The organism is Streptomyces sp. NPDC041068, from assembly GCF_040647455.1.
In the GTDB taxonomy this organism is placed as follows: domain Bacteria; phylum Actinomycetota; class Actinomycetes; order Streptomycetales; family Streptomycetaceae; genus Streptomyces.
Genome location: NZ_JBEZCG010000013.1, coordinates 84826 through 103261 on the forward strand (window position 1 = coordinate 84826; position 18436 = coordinate 103261).

19 protein-coding genes are annotated in these 18436 nt (G+C 70.8%); 8 read left to right on the forward strand and 11 right to left on the reverse strand.

Annotation, left to right across the window (positions count from 1 at the left end; genetic code table 11):
- Positions 1–82 precede the first annotated feature (82 nt).
- Entirely contained in the window at positions 83–496 is a 414-nt protein-coding gene (locus AB0B50_RS28595; protein ID WP_362338005.1) for a roadblock/LC7 domain-containing protein, read from the reverse strand.
- Between the two features lie 92 nt (positions 497–588).
- Here AB0B50_RS28595 and AB0B50_RS28600 point away from each other — a divergent pair, with 92 nt between their 5' ends.
- The gene (locus AB0B50_RS28600; RefSeq protein ID WP_362338008.1) at positions 589–1017 is read left to right on the forward strand and encodes a PPOX class F420-dependent oxidoreductase; all 429 of its coding nucleotides are present in this window, start codon (positions 589–591) and stop codon (positions 1015–1017) included.
- Positions 1018–1021: 4 nt separating this feature from the next.
- Here AB0B50_RS28600 and AB0B50_RS28605 read toward each other — a convergent pair whose 3' ends face one another.
- The 5 genes from AB0B50_RS28605 to AB0B50_RS28625 all read right to left on the reverse strand — a co-directional run bounded on the left by AB0B50_RS28605 (position 1022) and on the right by AB0B50_RS28625 (position 5915).
- Positions 1022–1627: an ATP/GTP-binding protein gene (locus AB0B50_RS28605; protein ID WP_362338011.1), complete on the reverse strand. Its 606-nt coding sequence runs from the start codon at positions 1625–1627 to the stop codon at positions 1022–1024.
- Positions 1608–2021, reverse strand: coding sequence for a DUF742 domain-containing protein (locus tag AB0B50_RS28610; RefSeq protein WP_362338014.1), 414 nt, complete (start codon positions 2019–2021; stop codon positions 1608–1610). Before AB0B50_RS28610 ends, AB0B50_RS28605 begins: the two co-directional genes overlap by 20 nt.
- A 19-nt stretch (positions 2022–2040) precedes the next feature.
- The gene (locus AB0B50_RS28615) at positions 2041–2475 is read right to left on the reverse strand and encodes a roadblock/LC7 domain-containing protein (RefSeq protein WP_362338016.1); all 435 of its coding nucleotides are present in this window, start codon (positions 2473–2475) and stop codon (positions 2041–2043) included.
- Entirely contained in the window at positions 2472–5078 is a 2607-nt protein-coding gene (locus AB0B50_RS28620; protein WP_362338019.1) for a nitrate- and nitrite sensing domain-containing protein, read from the reverse strand. Before AB0B50_RS28620 ends, AB0B50_RS28615 begins: the two co-directional genes overlap by 4 nt.
- 63 nt (positions 5079–5141) lie before the next feature.
- On the reverse strand, positions 5142–5915 hold the full coding sequence (locus AB0B50_RS28625) for an MHYT domain-containing protein (protein WP_362338022.1): 774 nt from the start codon (positions 5913–5915) through the stop codon (positions 5142–5144).
- Between the two features lie 152 nt (positions 5916–6067).
- Between AB0B50_RS28625 and AB0B50_RS28630 the strand changes: the two genes are divergently transcribed.
- Positions 6068–6667, forward strand: a complete 600-nt coding sequence (locus AB0B50_RS28630; RefSeq protein WP_362338025.1) for a methyltransferase domain-containing protein — start codon at positions 6068–6070, stop codon at positions 6665–6667.
- 28 nt (positions 6668–6695) lie between these two features.
- Here AB0B50_RS28630 and AB0B50_RS28635 read toward each other — a convergent pair whose 3' ends face one another.
- Positions 6696–7454 (reverse strand): alpha/beta hydrolase, encoded by a 759-nt coding sequence (locus AB0B50_RS28635; protein ID WP_362338028.1) that lies wholly within the window; start codon positions 7452–7454, stop codon positions 6696–6698.
- 131 nt (positions 7455–7585) lie between these two features.
- On the opposite strand from AB0B50_RS28635, the gene AB0B50_RS28640 reads away from it, so the two are divergent.
- Complete coding sequence (locus AB0B50_RS28640; protein WP_362338031.1) at positions 7586–8119, forward strand: PadR family transcriptional regulator; 534 nt, start codon at positions 7586–7588, stop codon at positions 8117–8119.
- Here the strand turns inward: AB0B50_RS28640 and AB0B50_RS28645 are convergent.
- Entirely contained in the window at positions 8096–9001 is a 906-nt protein-coding gene (locus AB0B50_RS28645) for an oxygenase MpaB family protein (RefSeq protein WP_362338033.1), read from the reverse strand. The two genes, AB0B50_RS28640 and AB0B50_RS28645, sit on opposite strands and share 24 nt — an antisense overlap.
- A gap of 101 nt (positions 9002–9102) precedes the next feature.
- Between AB0B50_RS28645 and AB0B50_RS28650 the strand changes: the two genes are divergently transcribed.
- Complete coding sequence (locus AB0B50_RS28650; protein WP_362338036.1) at positions 9103–9408, forward strand: hypothetical protein; 306 nt, start codon at positions 9103–9105, stop codon at positions 9406–9408.
- A gap of 124 nt (positions 9409–9532) precedes the next feature.
- Positions 9533–10387: a hypothetical protein gene (locus AB0B50_RS28655; RefSeq protein WP_362338039.1), complete on the forward strand. Its 855-nt coding sequence runs from the start codon at positions 9533–9535 to the stop codon at positions 10385–10387.
- 41 nt (positions 10388–10428) lie between these two features.
- On the opposite strand, the gene AB0B50_RS28660 is transcribed toward AB0B50_RS28655, so the two are convergent.
- The 3 genes from AB0B50_RS28660 to AB0B50_RS28670 form a co-directional block, all read right to left on the reverse strand.
- A complete protein-coding gene (locus AB0B50_RS28660; RefSeq protein WP_362338042.1) occupies positions 10429–10659 on the reverse strand; it encodes a hypothetical protein in 231 nt (76 codons plus the stop codon).
- Positions 10660–10738: 79 nt separating this feature from the next.
- Positions 10739–10921 carry a hypothetical protein gene (locus tag AB0B50_RS28665; RefSeq protein ID WP_362338045.1) on the reverse strand — a complete coding sequence of 61 codons (183 nt, stop codon included), beginning with the start codon at positions 10919–10921 and terminating at the stop codon, positions 10739–10741.
- Positions 10922–11074: 153 nt separating this feature from the next.
- Positions 11075–12130, reverse strand: coding sequence for an acyl-CoA desaturase (locus AB0B50_RS28670; RefSeq protein WP_362338048.1), 1056 nt, complete (start codon positions 12128–12130; stop codon positions 11075–11077).
- Positions 12131–12377: 247 nt separating this feature from the next.
- Here AB0B50_RS28670 and AB0B50_RS28675 point away from each other — a divergent pair, with 247 nt between their 5' ends.
- The 3 genes from AB0B50_RS28675 (at position 12378) to AB0B50_RS28685 (ending at position 18418) form a co-directional block, all read left to right on the forward strand.
- On the forward strand, positions 12378–15257 hold the full coding sequence (locus AB0B50_RS28675) for a DEAD/DEAH box helicase (protein WP_362338051.1): 2880 nt from the start codon (positions 12378–12380) through the stop codon (positions 15255–15257).
- Complete coding sequence (locus tag AB0B50_RS28680; protein WP_362338054.1) at positions 15254–16576, forward strand: SWF or SNF family helicase; 1323 nt, start codon at positions 15254–15256, stop codon at positions 16574–16576. Before AB0B50_RS28675 ends, AB0B50_RS28680 begins: the two co-directional genes overlap by 4 nt.
- A gap of 489 nt (positions 16577–17065) precedes the next feature.
- The gene (locus AB0B50_RS28685) at positions 17066–18418 is read left to right on the forward strand and encodes an esterase-like activity of phytase family protein (RefSeq protein WP_362338056.1); all 1353 of its coding nucleotides are present in this window, start codon (positions 17066–17068) and stop codon (positions 18416–18418) included.
- The last annotated feature ends 18 nt before the right edge of the window (positions 18419–18436 follow it).

Here is an 18436-nt window from a genome sequence, read left to right on the forward strand (position 1 = left end):
CTCTCGGGAAAAACCGTAGCCCGATCCCGGCGATCCTCGCTGAGCCTGTGGATAACTCTTGACGTGGCAACGTCAGCGCAGGTCAGAGGTCCACGACAGGGGTGCGTTCCGGGTGCCGGGCGCCCACGCCCAGGTGCTCGCCTACGCGGTTCACGAGCAGTGTCATCTCGTACGCGACCTGTCCGATGTCGGCCTCCGCCGCGCTCAGGACGCAGAGGCAACTTCCTTCGCCCGCCGCCGTGACGAAGAGGACCGCGTCGTCGAACTCGATCATCGTCTGGCGCACGTTGCCCGCGTGGAAATGGCGTCCCGATCCCTTGGCGAGGCTGTGCAGTCCCGACGACACCGCGGCCAGGTGCTCCGCGTCCTCGCGCTTCAGATCGGAACTCGCGCCGGTCACCAGCCCGTCGTTGGACAGCACCAGTGCGTGTCGTACGTGCTCCATCCGCTGGGTCAGGTCGTCAAGCAGCCAGCCGAGTCCCGTGCTCTGCCCCATGTTCCCGTCTCCCCGAATCCGCTCCCCCTGGCTGGAGGATCTGATCTGCCAGCCTTCCCCACGACCGGCGCCCCGGCAAGCATGATGAGGACATGGCACAGAAGATGACCGATGACCAATGGCGGGCCTTCGTCTCGCACGGCACCCGAACCGGAAAGCTCTCGACCGTCAGGGCGGACGGCAGCCCGCACATCGCACCGATCTGGTTCCTGATCGACGGTGACGACCTGGTGTTCAACACCGGAAAGGAGTCCGTCAAGGGGCGGAACCTCGCCCGCGACGGGCGCGTGGCCCTGTGCGTCGACGACGATCAGCCGCCGTTCGCCTTCGTGGTCCTGCAGGGCCGGGCAGAACTCATCGAGGACATCGAGCAGCTCCAGCACTGGGCGGCCCGTATCGGCGCACGCTACATGGGCGAGGACCGGGCCGAGGAGTTCGGCAAGCGCAACGGCGTCCCGGGGGAACTCCTGGTCCGCGTGAGGATCGACAAGGTGCTCGCGGTCGCCGGGGTCTCCGACTGAGGGGTCAGCCCACCGAGTCGAGCAGCCGGGCGGTGTGCATTCGCCCGGCGTACTCGACCAGCCGTATCAGCACCTCCTTCCCTGAATCGCGGTCCCGTGCGTCGCACAGCACCACGGGGGTCCCGCGATCGAGGTCCAGGGCTCGTGACACTTCGTGCGCCCCGTACGTACGCGCGTTCGCGAAGCAGTTCACCGCCACGACGAACGGGATGCGTCGGTGCTCGAAGTAGTCCACGGCGGGGAAGCAGTCCTCGAGCCGTCGGGTGTCCGCGAGGACGACGGCACCGAGGGCGCCCTGGGAGAGCTCGTCCCACAGGAACCAGAACCGGTCCTGGCCCGGAGTACCGAACAGGTACAGCGACAGGCCCGACCGGATGGTGATGCGGCCGAAGTCCATGGCCACGGTCGTCGTGGTCTTCCGGTCGACGCCCTCGGTGTCGTCCACCGACTCGCCCGCTTCGCTGAGCAGTTCTTCGGTGCGCAGCGGGCGGATCTCGCTGACCGCGCCGACCAGGGTGGTCTTGCCCACCCCGAATCCGCCGGCGACCAGAATCTTCAGTGCCATGGCAGCGGTCTCGCCGCCGGTGGCGTCAGAGTGCTCGGAGCCCATCGATCACCTCTCGGAGGATCTTTTCGTCGGGAAGCTGTGCGGGCGGCACCGGTCGGCTGACCTTGACGCAGCCCATTTCCAGCAGGTCACCGAGGAGCACTCGGACCACGCCCACGGGCAGATCGGCGTCGGCGGCGAGCTCCGCCACCGACTGCGTCTCGACACGGCAGAGCTCGATCAGCGTCCGGTGCTCGGGGCCAAGAGCCGTGTCCTCCCCCGGCCTTGGGGCGCCGTCGGCGAGCGTGACCAGTGCGATCAGGTCGAAGCGGACGCCGCTCGGCCCTGGCCTGGTGCGCCCGCCCGTCATCGCGTAGGGCCTGACCAGGGGCCCGGCTTCGTTGTCGTACCACTGGCTGCCCGGTCGGCCCGGGCAGCCGCTCGTCTCCTCGGTCATGACCGGCGACCGCCCTCGGTCATCCGGCAGCGGGTGGTCGCGCGGCGAAGCGCGCCGGGGTGTGCAGATGCTCGCCCACCCGCTTGACCAGCCGCGCCATCTCGTACGCGACAAGGCCGATGTCGGCTGTCACGGAGCTGAGGACGGTGAGGCAGGACCCGTCGCCCGCGGCCGCCACAAACAGGAAGGCGTCGTCCATCTCGACCATGGTCTGGCGCACTCCCCCGGCTCCGAAGTGCCGGCCCGCTCCCTTGGCGAGGCTGTGGAAGCCCGAGGCCACGGCAGCCAGGTGCTCGGCGTCCTCACGGGTCAGAGCGGTCGACGCGCCGACCGGCAGCCCGTCGTTGGACAGGACCACCGCGTGCCGTACCTCGCCGACCCGCAGCACCAAGTCGTCCAGCAGCCAGTCCAGTTCGCCGGTCCGCCCGGCGGGTATGCGCTGATCCTGGATCATCTGAGATCTCCTTCGCTGCTGTCACTGCCCGGTACGGGCCCTGAAGTGCCGGGGACCGAGCCGACGACGCCGGGGAGCGGGCCGCCGCCGCGTACCCAACCGTCGCGGTAAGCGGTCATGCGGTCGCGCACCTGCTCGGGGCTGCGCTCGTCCTCTCCCTCGGTGACCATCGCGCCCGCGCCGTCTGCGGGGTGGCGTTCGCGCAGTTGGGGCGCGAGGCTCGCCTGCCGTACCCGGCGCGGCAGTTCACCCGCCACGTCCTGGGCGTCGGCGCTCGCGACGTCCAGCGGTCCCTTGCCAGTGGTGGGGGCCCGGTCCGGGGTGTCGTGTGTGTCGCGGTCCCTGTGCGGCCGCAGCGTGGTGACGCCGGGCGGCGAGGGCGCATCCACGGCAGCGGCCAGAGCAGGGCGAGCCTCCGCGGCAGGCACGGAAGTGCCGTTCACGTGCTGTTGCGGTGTTCCCTGCACGCGCGCGTGCTCTTTGTCCATGATGGTTCCACGCTCCACTGAGTGGGCCTCCGCGCTCTCCGCCGTACCGCTGTGCAGGAGTGCGGTGGGGAGCAGCACGACCGCGGTGGTCCCGCCGTAGGGGGATGTGCACAGGTGCACTTTGACGCTGTGCCGTGCGGCGAGCCTGCTGACCACGAAGAGTCCGAGTTGATCGCTGTCGAACAGGTCGAGGGCCTCGGACTGTTCGATGCGCCGGTTGGCCTCGGCCAGTACCTCGGCGCCCATGCCGAGCCCGCGGTCCTCGATCTCCAGGGCGTAGCCGTTGCCGACCGGTTCGCCGCTGACCCGCACCTTGGTGTGCGGCGGCGAGAACTGGGCGGCGTTCTCGACGAGTTCGGCCAGCAGGTGGGTGAGGTCGGCGACGGCCGTGCCGAGGACCGAGGCCGCGGGGAGTTGGCGCACCTCCACGCGCGCGTAGTCCTCGACTTCGGACACTGCCGCGCGGACCACGTTCGTCAGGGAGACGGGCATCCGCCAGGCTCGGCCCGGTGCTGCTCCGGAGAGGATGATCAGGCTCTCCGCATGGCGCCGCATCCGGGTCGTCAGATGGTCGAGCCGGAAGAGGTCGCTGAGTTCGTTGGGGTCGTCGGCCCTTCGCTCCATGGTGTCGAGGAGGCCGAGCTGACGGTGGACGAGGACTTGGCTCCTGCGGGCCAGATTGACGAACACTCCGGAGATACCGCTGGCGAGCTCCGCGCGTTCGATGGCCGCGTGCAGGGCCGCCCTGTGGACGGTGCCGAGCGCTTCGGAGACCTGCCCCGTCTCGTCCTCCGCGGGCGGTCCGGTGGGGGCCTCGACGTGGATGTCGATCTCCTCCCCCGCGCGCAGTCGCCGCATGGCGTGCGGGAGTTTGCGCCGGGCGATCTCCAGGGCGCTGTTGCGCAGACTGACCAGTTCGACGACAAGGCCTCGCCCGATGCGTACGGAGATCACGAGCGAGGCGGCGACGGCGGCGAGCCCGAAGAGGACTGCGGCACCGGCCGGGGTGAGCACGCCGTGGGTGAACGGGTCGGCGCGGTCGGCGGCACTGCGGTCCGCGCCGTCCTCGATGGCGTGGAGCTCGTCCCGCACGGTCGCGTAGGCGTTGTCCCAGGTCTTCGCCGGGGCCGCGGCGAGCGCCTTCGTGCCGGGCTCGGACACGAGCACCTTGTCCTCGGCGGCGCGGACGTCCCCGTACGCGCGTCCCTTCTCCAGCTCGTGCCAGGCTGCCCGTTGGGGCCCGCGCAGATCGGCGACAGCCGTGTCGGTCAGGGTCCGGCGGGTGTCGACGGCACCGGTGAACAGCCGCAGCCGCTCCCCGCCCAGAGAGCCGTCGAGCCGGGCACTTGCGAGGACGGCCTCCTCGCGGGCCAGCATTTCGCCCGACCTGGAGAATTCGAGCAGCACGCGCGCGTCGGAACCCGGTGCGGTGTCCTGCATGCCGGTGAGCGCACCGCCCACCCCGAAGGCCTGCGAGATCGTCTTTGTGTACTGGCCGTACGTCGCGTCCCAGCCCGTGCTGCGGTCCAGCACGTCGCTGCGCAGGGAGCGCAGCGCCTCCGCACCGGTGACGAACGCTTCCAGCCGGTCCGCCACTCCGTCGGGCAGGCCCGCTCCGTCGGCGACGGTCCGGTGCTCGCCCAGGCGCAGTTCGGCCACGGCCCGGTCGGTCGTGGCGGCCTGCCTCTCCAGTGCGGCGCCGCGGTCGGCGCCGGGTTCGGTCGCGTAGCGCACGGCGGCGACCCGTTCTGCCTGGAGCGAGGTGATGGCCGCCTCGATGGGGTCGTGCACGGCGCTCTGCACGGACCGCAACTGCCGCAGACGCGCCACGTCTTGTGCGGTCGTGACGGTCGCGTACCCCCAGAGGGCGAGCAGCGAGACCACGGGCACCATCAGCAGGCACACGATCTTGGCGCGCACGGTGCGCGGCCGCAGTCGCCACCGTCCCGCGCGCGTGGGTACCCGTTCCGACGGGGTTTCGGTGAACTGGTCCTCCGGGTCCTGGCGTTCATCGGCGGGCGGGCCGGCGTGGGCACGGCGCCCGCGCGCAGGGGGCACCGGATGTGACGGCGCGGCACTTGCGGCCGGATCAGGCGTGCTACGGGGTGTACGCATGGCCTCCTCGCTCGGATGGGTTCGGGGCGTGTCCCTCGGCCGTCACCGGCCCAAGGACTGCCTCTACAGGGCCGCGCTCCCGACCGGCCGCTGGGCCGACACGGAGGCCTCGCGCTCGCCCGCGGTCGGGGACAGCGCGACGAACGCCGAGGTCAGGAAGAGATAGGAGCCGAGTCCTACGGCCAGGGGGAAGATGAACTGCATCGTCGTGGCGCCGGGCAGTGCGGCTTCGGAGGGAGCGACGCGCACGCTCACCGCGAGCATTCCGGTGTAGTGCATGCTGCTCACCGCCCCGCCCATCACCAGCGATGCCACCGCGACGGCGAGCGGCGACTTGATGTTCAGCCCGGCCCAGAGCGCAGCGGTCGCCGCGACGACAGCGATCGCTACGGAGAGGCCGACCAGCACAGGGTCGTACCGCACGTCACCGTGCAGACGCAGGGCCGCCATGCCCAGGTAGTGCATGCTCGCGACGCCCAGGCCCGTGGTGAGGCCGCCGAGCACGAGCGCGCGCCCGCGGTCGCGGCCGTACCCCACGGCGAAGACGCCGGCGCCCACGACGGCCATCGCGACCAGGAGGCTGAGGATGGTCAGCGGGACGTTGTAGTGGATCTCGGTGCCGGTGACTCCGAAGCCGAGCATGGCGACGAAGTGCATCGTCCAGATGCCGGTGCCGAGGGCGGAGGCGGCGGTGATGAGCCAGTTCCGGCGCGAGCGGCCCGAGGCGCCCAGCGCGCGGACGGTGCAGCGCAGTCCGAGGGCGGCGCCGATGCAGGCCATCGCGTACGACAGCACGGGGGTCAGCCAGCCGAAGGTGGCGTGGTCCAGGTGTCCCATGGCCCAGGGACGCTAGTCCGGCCCGGGGCGCACAACGGGGGCGCATTTCGAAAGCTGATGGAATGTGACAGAGAGAGGGTCCTGAACGATCGCGTCACGCTCGAACGAGTGCACCCAACGCGCGTGCGACTCCATGCGGGATCATGGCGCGTATGAGCGACGACCCCACACAGGTCCAGGATTTCTTCACGGCCCGCGCGGCCGACTGGGACACCCGCTTCCCCGATGACGGTCCGGCCTACCGGGCCGCTGTCGCCGAGCTCGGGCTCCGCCCCGGCTCTCGTGTGCTAGACGCCGGCTGCGGGACGGGACGAGCGCTTCCCGCCCTCAGGGAGGCCGTAGGGCCGTCGGGCGTGGTGCTGGGCGCCGATCTGACGCCGGCCATGCTGGAGGCCGCGACACGTGCGGGCAGGGCCCGTGACGGGCAGCTCCTGCTCGCCGACGTCACGGGCCTGCCGCTGCGCACGGAGTCACTCGACGCCGTATTCGGTGCCGGCCTGATCTCACACCTGCCCGATCCCGCCGAGAACTTGCGGGAGTTGCGGCGGGTGACACGGCCCGGCGGCCTCCTCGCCCTGTTCCACCCCATCGGCAGGGCGGCTCTCGCGGCCCGGCAGGGACGCCGGATCACTCCGGGCGATCTGCGCGCCGAGGGCAACCTGGGGCCGCTCCTCGCCGCCTCCGGCTGGCGCATGACGTCGTACGTCGACGAGGACGCCCGGTTCCTGGCTCTGGCGGAGCGCGAAGACTGAGTGGCCCCGGCTTCGAGAGCGGGGGCGGTCAGGGGCGCCCGGCGACCGCGGCGACGAACGCGTCCGCGTTGTCGAACATGACGTTGTGCCCCGCTTCCGGCACCACGACCACTTGCACGCCGGACGCCACCAGCTCGTCCTGCCCCGCGAGTTCGCCGCTCGACGCGCCCTGAACGTAGACGCGGTCCACGGCCAGCGCCATGAGCATCCGGCGCATCGTGGGCCGCGTACCTGCGACCAATCCGGTCGCGCTGCGGTGCAGCGCCCGGGGATCGGCCAGGCGCATGGTGGCCGACCAAGAGGGGCCGACCGTCTCCAGCACGCGCGCGTGGCCACCGCCGTCGACGAAGTCCTCCTCCGTGTACGTGGCGATGCCGCTGCTGCCCGCCGTCGCGGGAGGATTCGGGTCGAGGTTGGCCTCCGTGAGGACCAGCCTCGACACCAGGTCGGGCCGTCGGTGCGCGAGCACGATCGCGACGGCTCCGCCCATGCTGTGCGCGACGATCTCCGCGCCGGCAACGCGGGCCTCGTCCAATGCCGCGGCCAGTGCGTCGGCGTGGTCCTCCAGGGTGTAGCCGAAGTCAGCGGGACGGTCGCTGATCCCGTGCCCCGGCAGATCCACGAACAGGGAACGTCGACCCGCCAGTTCGGGCCTGGCGGCCACGTGCGCGTGGTAGACGGTCGATGCCGCGCCGAGGCCGTGGACGTACACCCGCGCCGGTTCGGCCCCAGCGGCTTCCGTCCACCGCACCCTGCTGCCCTGTGCGTCGAACCGTGCCTCACGCATGGTCGTGCCCCGTTCTCGTGTGCCCCTGCCTCGCCCTTCACGAGCGCCCGAAGGGACCATACATCGGCACCGATGTATTACGCACCAGATGTACTCCGTGCGCAGACACCGCGTGCGGCAGAATGCGGGCCATGCTCGAACTGGCCATCCTCGGATTCCTCTACGACACCTCCCTTCACGGCTATGAGCTGCGCAAGCGCATCACGGCACTGACCGGGCACGTACGGCCCGTCGCGGAGAGCACGCTGTACCCCGCCATCAAGCGGCTGGAGAAGGCGGGGCTGCTCGCCCGCGAGACGCGGCCCGGAGCCGTGGCGGCACCTCGCCACGTCCTGAGCCTCACTTCGCAGGGCAGGCAGGAACTGCGCAGGCGGCTCGCGGAGCCGGCGCGAGGGGACATCACCGACGAGAACCGCTGGTTCACGCTCCTCGCCTTCCTCCGTCATCTGGACGACGACGCGGCGCAGGCGGTGGTGCTGCGGCAGCGCCTGGCCTTCCTCGAGGAACCCGCCAGCTTCTTCTACGAGGGCGAAAGGCCCCTGCGCGCGGAGGAGCTCGACGACCCCTTCCGGCGCGGCATTCTCACGATCGCCCGCGCGACGAGCCGCGCTGAACTCGCCTGGCTGCGCACCACCTTGACATCACTCGACGGCAGCACCCGCTGACCCACCCTTGTGCGGCACCGGGCACCCTCGGACGCCCGGCACGGGGAACGAACCGAGCTCGGCGACCTCGTATCCGTCGGGGTAGCCCTTGATCTCCCAGTTCTGCCGCGCATAGTGCGGCGCCTTGCGCGGCGGCATGAGACGTACCGCGCGCCCCCGCAGCCGTACCACACTCCGGACCAGCGAGCGGGTCACCGCACCGGGCCGCTCGTAACGGAAGGCCCTCAGCAAGGAGTCATCGAGCAGTGCGCGCGTCGCGTTGCGCACCAAGGGCGCCAGGGGACGCGGGTACCACGACGCCATCAGGTCGAGTGTCGCGTCCGACACCTCGCACGCCCCTTGGTCCCAGCCGAAGTTGGCCTCTTCGTAGTCGTCGAGGCACTTCTCGAACTCTTCGTAAGAGTCCGGGATCCCCTTGATGCCCATGTGCTGCCCGAGGGTGCGGTAGTACACGGCGGCGGCCGTGGTCTCGTGGCGCGAGAGCCTGCGCCAGCCGTAGGCGTCGATCCACCGCTTCGGCACCACCACGAACGTGCACAGTACGTAGCGCATGTCTTCGTTGCTGATGTCGTAGCTGCGGTGCATCTGGTTGATGCGGCGGATGGCCGTGCGGCCTTCGTCACTGCCGAAGCCGTGCTCCACGACAGTGTCGAGCAGCAGGGCCGTGTCGTCGTACCTCTTCTGCGTACGGTCCGTCAGTTCGGCTGTCTGCGCGAGGAGTCGGCCGATGCTGGGGACCGCATAGGTGCGATAGAGCGCGAGTTCGAGTGCGCGCGTATAGTCCCACGGGAACTCGAATGTCGCGGTGAGCCGGTAGATCTGGAGGAAGTCCCGCTCCGGGTCGAGGCGCCTGATCTGCTCGAGCCGCTCGAATCGCTTCACCGCGCGGTCCCCCTTCTGTCACCGGAACACTAACTCTACGTTGGTGAACGGCAGATGAGCGATCAGCGGTGACAATCGCACCCCGGGGGAAGGCAGCCGACATGTTCGACGGACTCCGCAAGTTCTGGCGCACCAACAAGCCGTCGCGCGACGAGGACGAGCGTGCGCACGACCCCGCCCCGCAGAAGCGCACGCACAACCTCTTCGAAGCTGCCGCCGTCTATGTCGCGGCGTGCGCCGAGGACGACCAGGAAGAGATGGACGAGGCCACGGAATGGGTCTCCCCGGAGGCACTGTCGTTCGGCGTCAGCGAGCTCGCGTGCCGGGCTGTGATCGCCCTCGCGCGAGAGCGCGACGAGTCGCCGCGGGACGTGGCCCGTTCACTCCTGGGCCTGCCCGCAGCCTGAGCCGCGCCCCACCGCAGCGGTCCAACCAGGCGGTCCGTCGGTGAATTTCCTGGTCATCCACCCTCGACGATCTCCGGGGCGAGTGGTTAGGGTGCGCCGACGGACAAGCGATGGGGAGGCTGGCATGGCCGGGACGGACGACGCTGTCGCCGCCGAGGACGACGCGCTGTACGTGCTCACGGCGGTGCTGCTGACACCCGCGAAGTTCCCCAGCGTGCTGGGCGACGACTACCCCGAGGCGTGCGCGGCACTCGGTCTCGCGCCGCTCGCCGCAGGATACGGCCTGGTACTCGGCCAGGACGGCGAGGGTGCACGCTGGACCGTGGTCGTCGACGATGTGTCACTGGTGGCCGTGGCGATCGCCTCCTGGGACTGCGGCATGGAGTACGACCTGTCGCCCGAGGAGCACACGGTGGTCACAGCGCTGCCAGGCTGGCCGCTCGCGGTCGCCGTCGCGGCTCCCGGCGTGCCGGCTCCGCACGACCCCGAGCCGGGCCCTGACGACGCGGACCGACTGCCGCTCGTGCCGCCGCAGTCCGACACCTGGGGCCCTGCGCAACGACGCCTGGGCGCCGATGAGATAGCGCTCCAGTGGGCGTCCTGGCGGGAACAGATCGACGACGCCGACTTCACGACGGACGGCTCCGCGGAGGGCACCTCAGCGGAGGGCACCTCTGCGGAGGACTCCTCGAAGAAGTCCGAGGACGTGCCGCTGACCGGTGTCCAGCGTGTCCTCGCCGAAGCCCGTGCGTACGTGGACACGCCTCCGCCCCTGGGCAGGGTGCGGTCCTCCTTCGCCTCGGGGGACGCCCGCACCCTGCGTGCCGACGGTCCCGGCTGGTCCTTGGTCGCGAGGACCGACGACATCGCGTTCGTGCTCCTGGACGAGGAGCCCGGAGAAGTGCTGCCCGTCGGGCGCGGGCCCGAACTCCCCGCGCTCCTGGAGGCCCTCGACAAGATGGCGGTCCGCCCCGCCTGAACGTGCTCCGCGCTTCGCCCGGGAGACCCGTCAGTTGCCCGCTAGTTGCCCGCTTCGGGGTCGACGAGGAGCGCGGCCATGGCCGTGTCGTGGTCCTCATGGTCGCGCAGCGCCGCCAGTTCGCTGCGCCAGACCTCGTCCCAGGAGCTTCCCCGGCCGCCGATCACCACCAGTGCCAGCGCCGTCTCCCCCGATGTCGGGGTGCCGCGTTCACGGAGCAGGCGGACCGCTGCGAGCAATGCTGCACGCGCACGTGGCGCGCGTGCGTCCATGTACGGCTCCCTTCCGCCCGCGGAACCGCATCGGCAGGCCGCGAAGCGGACGGTCTCTCCGGGGCGCCGCGCCGGGGCCTCAGCGGCCGAGCTCCTTGCGGCTGACGCGACGCAGCCTGTGCCGCTGACCGGAGTCCAGCGCCAGGTAAGCGGCCGCGGGGACTCCGAGCACGATCAGAAGTGCCGCCCACCACGGCAGCCAGATCAACAGGATGATGCCGGCCGCCACACCTCCTGCGGCGATCTTCGCGTTCTTCGACATGTGCGTCGCCTCCTTCGCGGCCTCTGCCGCTCTCTGTCCTGGAAAACGGGGTGGGGCCTCCCACGGTTCCTCACCGCGACCCTGAGAGATCCCTGAGCCGCGCCCCTTAGTGGTCTCCTTCCATCCTCCCGGTGGTCTCCTTCCATCCTCCCGCTACTCGACCCGCAGGGGCTCACCGACTTCGTACATGTGGCGCAGCACCTGACGGTACGAGTCCACGAATCCGGCCTCGGTGTAAGGCATGCCCACGGCGGCGCAGTGGGCGCGCACGACGGGCTGGGCCAGTCGCAGGTGAGGGCGGGGCATGCTGGGGAACAGATGGTGCTCGATCTGGTAGTTGAGGCCGCCGAGGAACCAGTCGGTCACGACGCCGCCGCGGATGTTGCGGGACGTGACCACCTGGCGGCGCAGATGGCCCCAGCGCTCACCGTTCGAGTCGGGCATTTCCATGCCCTTGTGGTTGGGCGCGAAGGCCAGTCCGAGGTGCAGGCCGAAGAGTGCCTGGTGCAGGGCGGCGAAGGCGATCGCGTGGCCGAGGGGCATGGCGGCGAGCAGCAGTGTCACGTAGCCGATGAGGTGAGCGACCAGCAGGGGCCCTTCCACCAGGCGCTCGCGCGGAGACTGCCGACGCAGGTCCTGGAAGCCGTAGACCTTCATGGCGATGCCCTGGAGGAGCGTCAGCGGGAAGAAGAGCCAGGCCTGGTTGCGGGTGAGCCAACGCCGGAAGCCCACACGGACCTTGGCCTGCTTGCTGGTCCACACAAGGACGTCCGGAGCGACGTCGGGATCCTTCTCGAGGTGGTTGGGGTTGGCGTGGTGCCGGTTGTGCTTGTCGTTCCACCAGGACGAGCTCATCCCGAGCAGGAGGTTGGCGTGCACGAGGCCGATGGCATGGGCGGCGGACCGGTTGTTGGTTATCTGGGAATGGCCCGCGTCATGGCCGATGAATGCCGTGCGGGCGCAGAGGATCGACAGGACGGGAGCGAGCAACAGCACCCACCACGAGCCCCCGAGGGCGAACATCCCGACGCCCACAGCCACCAGCGCGAGGGTGTTGATCACGATGGTGCGCGTGTACCAGCCGACGCGACGCTCCAGGAGTCCCTGCCCCTTGACGGTACGCAGGAGTGGTGCGAAATCACTTCCGGCGGCTTGCCTGCCGGCGTCGGCTGAGGGACGATCCGCGACTGCCGAGGCGGCCTGGGACATGGTGGGTCTCCGGTCTTCATGACAACGGGTTGACCTGATAGAACGTACGGATCAGTGACCATGGGCAACCATGGCGCCACCACCCGTGTCCACTCGGGGGCCAGCACCGCCGGATGGTGGTGCTGGCTACACCCCACGACGCGAGGTGACCGGGATCACCGCGCGATCATTCCCGTGAATCCCGCGACGTGAGGTACTCTCGGCCGCTCCGGTCTCAGTAGTCAAATTTGAGGAATGCGCCATCGCTGTGCACAGGCTCCCTGTCGTGTCACCCTCCGAGATCTCCGAACTGTCACGCTGTTCGGTCCTGTTCATGCCTGCCGACCCCGCGCGTGGGGGTCAGGTCGCCTTCTGGCGCCCCGACGGCGCCGAGCCTCCTTCCAGCGCTGCGGGCGTCCGCGAAGTCATGACCGTCGTGGTTCCGGCCGAGGACGGGGTCGAGCTCGTCCGCGTGCCCGCCACGCTGTTCCCTGTCCGCGCCGCGCTGCCGATCCTCACGCGCGCGCGTGCCGTGTCAGGGACCCATCCGACGGCCGCCTTCTGGGGGACGGCCGGCGTGCTCGCCCTGCAACTGGCCGCCCGTGGGCTGCTGCTGCCCGGACTGACCCTCAACGACCACGACGCCTGGCGTGCCGGACCGCTGGGCTCCGACGACCTGCAACGGCTGCGTGAGCTGTCCGCCGCGATGCCGCCCGAAGCCCACGCACTGCCCCTGGACGAGGGCGAACCGCTGCGGCTGCCCGAACCCGAGCGTCTGCTGCGCCAGTTCCTCGACGCCGTGGCCGACACCCTGCCGCGCTCCCCCGCCGCGGCGTCGGCCGCGGGCGGGCCCGTCTTCGCCGCGCCCGAGCCCCAGCACGTACCCGATCAGCGCGCCTGGGCCCTGGACGTGGCTTCCGGGCACGACGCGGGCGTACGGATCTCGCTGCGCGTGGAGATCCCCGGCCTGGCCACGGTGACCGAGGACGGCACCCGACTGCCCTTCCGCACCGTCCTGCAGCTGCACAGCGTCAGCGATCCCACGCTCGTCGCGGACGCCGCGGAGGTGTGGGCCGGGTCCGGGGCTGCGGCGCAGGCCTTCGGACCGCGCGCACGGATGGACGCCCTCCTCGCGCTGCGTCGTGCCACGCGCGCGTGGCCGCCCCTCGCACCGCTCCTCTCGGCCTCCGTGCCCGACGCCATCGAGCTGGCGGACGAGGACGTCGCCGAACTCCTGGGCGAGGGCGCCCGGATGCTGGCGGTCGCAGGTGTCGATGTGCACTGGCCCAAGGAGCTGGCGCGCAGCCTCACCGCGCGTGCGGTCATCGGCCCGCCGGACGACGAGCGGGACGACCAGGAGCGGGGGCCCGAAAAGCTCTCCGCGGACATGCCGTCCTTCCTCTCCGCCGACGCACTGCTGGCCTTCAACTGGCGCTTCGCGCTGGGCGATCAGCAGCTGACCCGTGAAGAACTGGACCGGCTCGCCGAGGCGAACCGCCCCGTCGTCCGTCTGCGCGACCAGTGGGTGCTCGTCGACCCCGAGGAGGCACGGCGCGCCCGCGACAGGCACGACCGCAAGGTCACCCCGATCGATGCCCTCAGCGCCGCCCTGACCGGTACCGCCGAAGTCGAGGGTCAGCGTGTCGACGTACAGCCCACGGGGTGGCTCGCCACCCTGCGCGAGCGACTCGCCGACCCGGAGGGCATGGAGCCCGTCGGGCAGCCCGAGGCGCTCGCGGCCGAGTTGCGCGACTACCAGCTGCGCGGCCTGAACTGGCTGGCCCGGATGACGTCGCTCGGTCTCGGCGGCTGTCTCGCCGACGACATGGGCCTCGGCAAGACGATCACACTGATCTCCCTGCATCTGCACCGCCAGACCGACGAGGAGTCCGCGGGGCCCACGCTGGTGGTCTGTCCGACGTCGCTGATGGGCAACTGGCAGCGCGAGATCGAGAAGTTCGCGCCCGGCACGCGCGTACGCCGCTTCCACAGCGCTCAGCGCGGCCTGGAGGATCTGGCGGACGGCGAGTTCGTCCTCACCACCTACGGCACCATGCGACTCGACGCGGACAAGCTCGGGCAGGTCTCCTGGGGAATGGTCGTCGCCGACGAGGCACAGCACGTCAAGAACCCGTACTCGGCGACGGCCAAGCGGCTGCGCGCCATCGGGGCACGCGCGCGCGTGGCGCTCACCGGTACTCCCGTGGAGAACAACCTCTCCGAGCTGTGGGCCATCCTCGACTGGACGACGCCCGGTCTGCTCGGCAAGCTCGGCACCTTCCGTACGCGCTACGCCAAGGCCGTGGAAGGCGGCACGGACCCGGCAGCCGCCGAGCGGCTCGGGCAGCTCGTGCGTCCGTTCCTGCTGCGCCGTCGCAAGTCGGATCCAGGCATCGCGCCCGAGCTGCCGCCGAAGACGGAGACAGATCGCGCCGTCTCACTCAGCGCGGAACAAGCGGGCCTCTACGAAGCAGTGGTGCGGGAGACCCTCGCGGAGATCTCCGGGGCCGACGGCTTCGAACGCCGAGGGCTGATCGTCAAGCTCCTCACCGGCCTCAAGCAGATCTGCAACCACCCGGCGCAGTACCTCAAGGAGGACAAGCCCCGCATCCCGGGCCGCTCCGGAAAGCTGGAGCTGCTCGACGAGTTGCTCGACACGATCCTCGCCGAGGACGCGAGCGTGCTCGTCTTCACGCAGTACGTGCAGATGGCGCGGCTCATCGAGCGGCATCTGGCGGCCCGTGGTGTCCCCTCGCAGTTCCTGCACGGCGGCACGCCCGTCGCGGAGCGAGAGGCGATGGTGCAGCGCTTCCAGGACGGCGAGGTCCCGGTGTTCCTGCTGTCCCTCAAGGCGGCGGGCACCGGGCTGAACCTGACGCGTGCCGAGCACGTCGTGCACTACGACCGCTGGTGGAACCCCGCCGTCGAGGCACAGGCCACCGACCGTGCGTACCGCATCGGGCAGACGCAGCCGGTGCAGGTGCACCGGCTGATCGCGGAGGGGACGATCGAGGACCGCATCGCCGACATGCTGCTGCGCAAGCGGGAGTTGGCGGATTCCGTCCTCGGCTCCGGCGAGGTCGCTCTCACCGAGCTGACCGATGCCGAACTGTCCGATCTGGTCGAGCTGCGAGGGGGCACGCGATGAGTGACATCCATGACGAGACATACGGTGCGGCCGACGAGGACCCGCGCGCGGGTGTGCCGTCGGGCGAGCGCACATTTGCGGCGCTGCCGCCCGCGCACGGCCGGGGCTTCGCACAGACCTGGTGGGGCCAGGCCTGGCTCAAGGCGCTGGAGGACACGGCGCTGGACACCCAGCAGCTGAAGACGGGGCGCAGACTCGCACGCGCGGGTGCGGTGGGCGCGGTCTCCGTACGGCCCGGCAGGATCACCGCGGTCGTGCGGGACCGCGACGGCGCGACACACCGTTCCGACGTGCTCCTGCAGGAGATGAGCACTGAGGAGTGGGATCGCTTCCTGGAGATGGCCATCGAGCGGGCCGGCCACATCGCGGCCCTCCTCGACCGTGAGATGCCGCCCCACCTGGTGGAGGACTCCGCGGCGGCGGGCGTCGAACTCCTGCCGGGCATCGGCGACCTGGAACCGGAGTGCGACTGCGACGCCTGGGACCACTGCGGCCACACGGCCGCGCTCTGCTACCAGATGGCGCGGCTGCTCGACCAGGACCCCTTCGTGCTCCTGCTGATGCGGGGACGCGGGGAGCGGGAGCTGCTGAACGAGTTGCAGGTGCGCAGCATCGCGCGAGCCGACGCGGAGGAACCCTCCGAGGAGGGTGAGGAGGCCGCCCAGGAGGGCGTGGGCGCCGCGGAGGCGTACGCGGACGGCGCCATCCTGCCGCCGCTGCCCGACCTGCCTCCGCTGCCCGAGACGCCGGGTCTGCCGCCGGCGCTGGACACGGAGGCGGAGCCCGCGCCGGGGCTCGATGTGGCAGCGGTCGAGTTCCTCGCCGCGCAGGCGGCCGTCGAGGCGTACCGGTTGCTGGCCGAGGCTCTCGCTCCTGAGCACGAACGTCTTCCGGTGGAAGGCGGGTTGACCGCCAGCGAGGATGCCGTACGCCTGGCTGCCGCGGGCCCCGGCGGGGCGATGGAGGGACGTCTCGCGGAGGTGTCGGACCGCGGCCGGGACGGTCTCGCGCTCGCTGTGCGGGCCTGGCGGTTCGGCGGCCGGGCCGCGCTCCACGTGCTCGAGGAGGAGTGGACGCCGAAGGAGGAGGCCCTGGCACGCGCGCGTGCCGCGCTGGACGCGGCCTGGGACGAGGGCGAGCGCCCGCAGCTGCGGGAGACCCGCAACCGCTGGACCGTCGTCGGCGCGGACGCTCAGCTGCGTCATGGGCGTGACGGTCGCTGGTGGCCCTACCGCAAGGAGCGCGGCCGTTGGACCCCCGCGGGGCCTGTGGCCCAGGACCCGGCGACGGCGCTGGCCGTGGCCGGCGGGGGCGACTGACTCAGCCGTGGGACGCCGGCCCCGGAGCGTGGCGCGCGGCCCACGAGCCCGGCGTGAGAGCGCGCAGGCGCGAGACATGGCGCATGGCCGAAAGGCACACGGCGCCCACCGGCGCGTCCCCGCGGGGCGCCCGTGCGCCGGGAACACCGGCGCACGCACTCCCCCTGCCCAGCGATTGAGCGCGGCCATGACATCGGCGAGCGTGGATCACGTCGGTTCAGGGAGGTCTGACCGCAAGAGCCGCCCAAGGCTCAACAGCGGGGGCACCGGGCTCGTCAGCTCTGTCGGCGTGGCCTATCCGAAGGGGGGACGACCAGGGCATTCCGCCCCACGGCTACTGATCGGACCGGTGGTTGACGACGGCGCCTCCTGCCCCTCGCGGGAGGCGCCGTCGGCGCGTCCCCCGATGTTCACCCGGAAGCTTCCTCGTGTTCGTGACGGCGGCGAAGTCTGGCCGCTGTCGCCGAACCCGTGCCCCAGGAGGCCCCGATGTCCCCGCACGCCGCCCGCAAGGGCCGTGTCCGCCGTTCCGTAGCCGTAGGCGTGCCGCTCGCCGTCGCCTCCGCACTCGTGGTGGCCGGCACCGCGACCGGTCACCAGGCGGGCGGGGGCCGGCAGGAGGCACGCGTCACCGGCACGGCGACGCTCGGGGACATTCCTCTCGGCACGTTCAGCAATGCGCTGCTTCCGGGCACCGTGGACGACGACCGCGGTGTGGATCTCGGCGGCATCGGGAGCGACCTCTATCCGGCGGGCCGCAAGGGCGAGTTCTGGACGGTGACCGATCGGGGCCCCAACGGCCAGATCAAGGTGGCCGGCAAGAAGCGCCGCACGTTCCCGGTTCCCGGATTCGATCCGGCGATCGTGAAGATCCGCGTCTTTGGGGAGAAGGTGGAGGTGGTGTCCGCGCTGCCGCTCACCACCTCCTCCGGGAGGCCCGTCACCGGGCTGCCCAACCAGGAAGGCCGTGACGAGGCCCCGTACACGTACGACGCGAAGAGGCCCGTCTCCTACGACCCGAACGGCCTGGACACGGAGGGCATCGTGCGCGCCGCCGACGGCACCTTCTGGCTGGTCGACGAGTACGGTCCCTCGCTGATCCACGTCTCCGCGCGCGGGAAGGTGCTCAAGCGTTACGTTCCCCGTGGGCTGAAGCTGCGTGGCGCCGACTACCCCGTGGTCGAAGCTCTGCCGGACATTCTGCTGCACCGCAAGACGAACCGCGGCTTCGAAGGGCTCGCCCAACTGCCCGGTGGCGACCTGGTGATGGCGTTGCAGAGCCCCCTGTCACTTCCGAACGCGGACGCGGGGGACGGCTCGCGCACGACACGGCTGGTGCGCTTTTCGCCGAAGAAGCAGGCCGTCACCGGCGAGTACGCCTACCGATTCGATCCCGTGGGCGTCGTCGACCCCGGCGAGGACGACACGTCCGAACTCAAGATCTCCTCCGTGGTCGCCGTCGGTCGGGACCGGCTCCTGGTCCAGGAGCGCACCGACAAGGCGGCGCGGCTCCAGACGGTCACGCTCACCCGCAAGGCGAACATCCTCGGCGGCAAGTGGGACAAGGGCACCACGCGGCCCGCCCTGGAGGAGCTCGACGATCCCGCATCCTCCGGAGTGCCCGTCCTCGGCAAGCGACTGGTCGTCGACCTGGGCACCGTGGACGGCGTCCCGGGCAAGATCGAGGGCGCCGCCAGGGTCGACAGCCGCACGCTCGCCGTCATCAACGACAACGACTTCGGGATGACGGACGGGACGGAGGCCTTCGACAAGGACGGGCGGTTGGTCGACAGCGGCGTGGAGACCACGGTCACCTATGTACGGCTTCCTCGGAAGTACTGAGTTCAGCAGCCGCTTCGC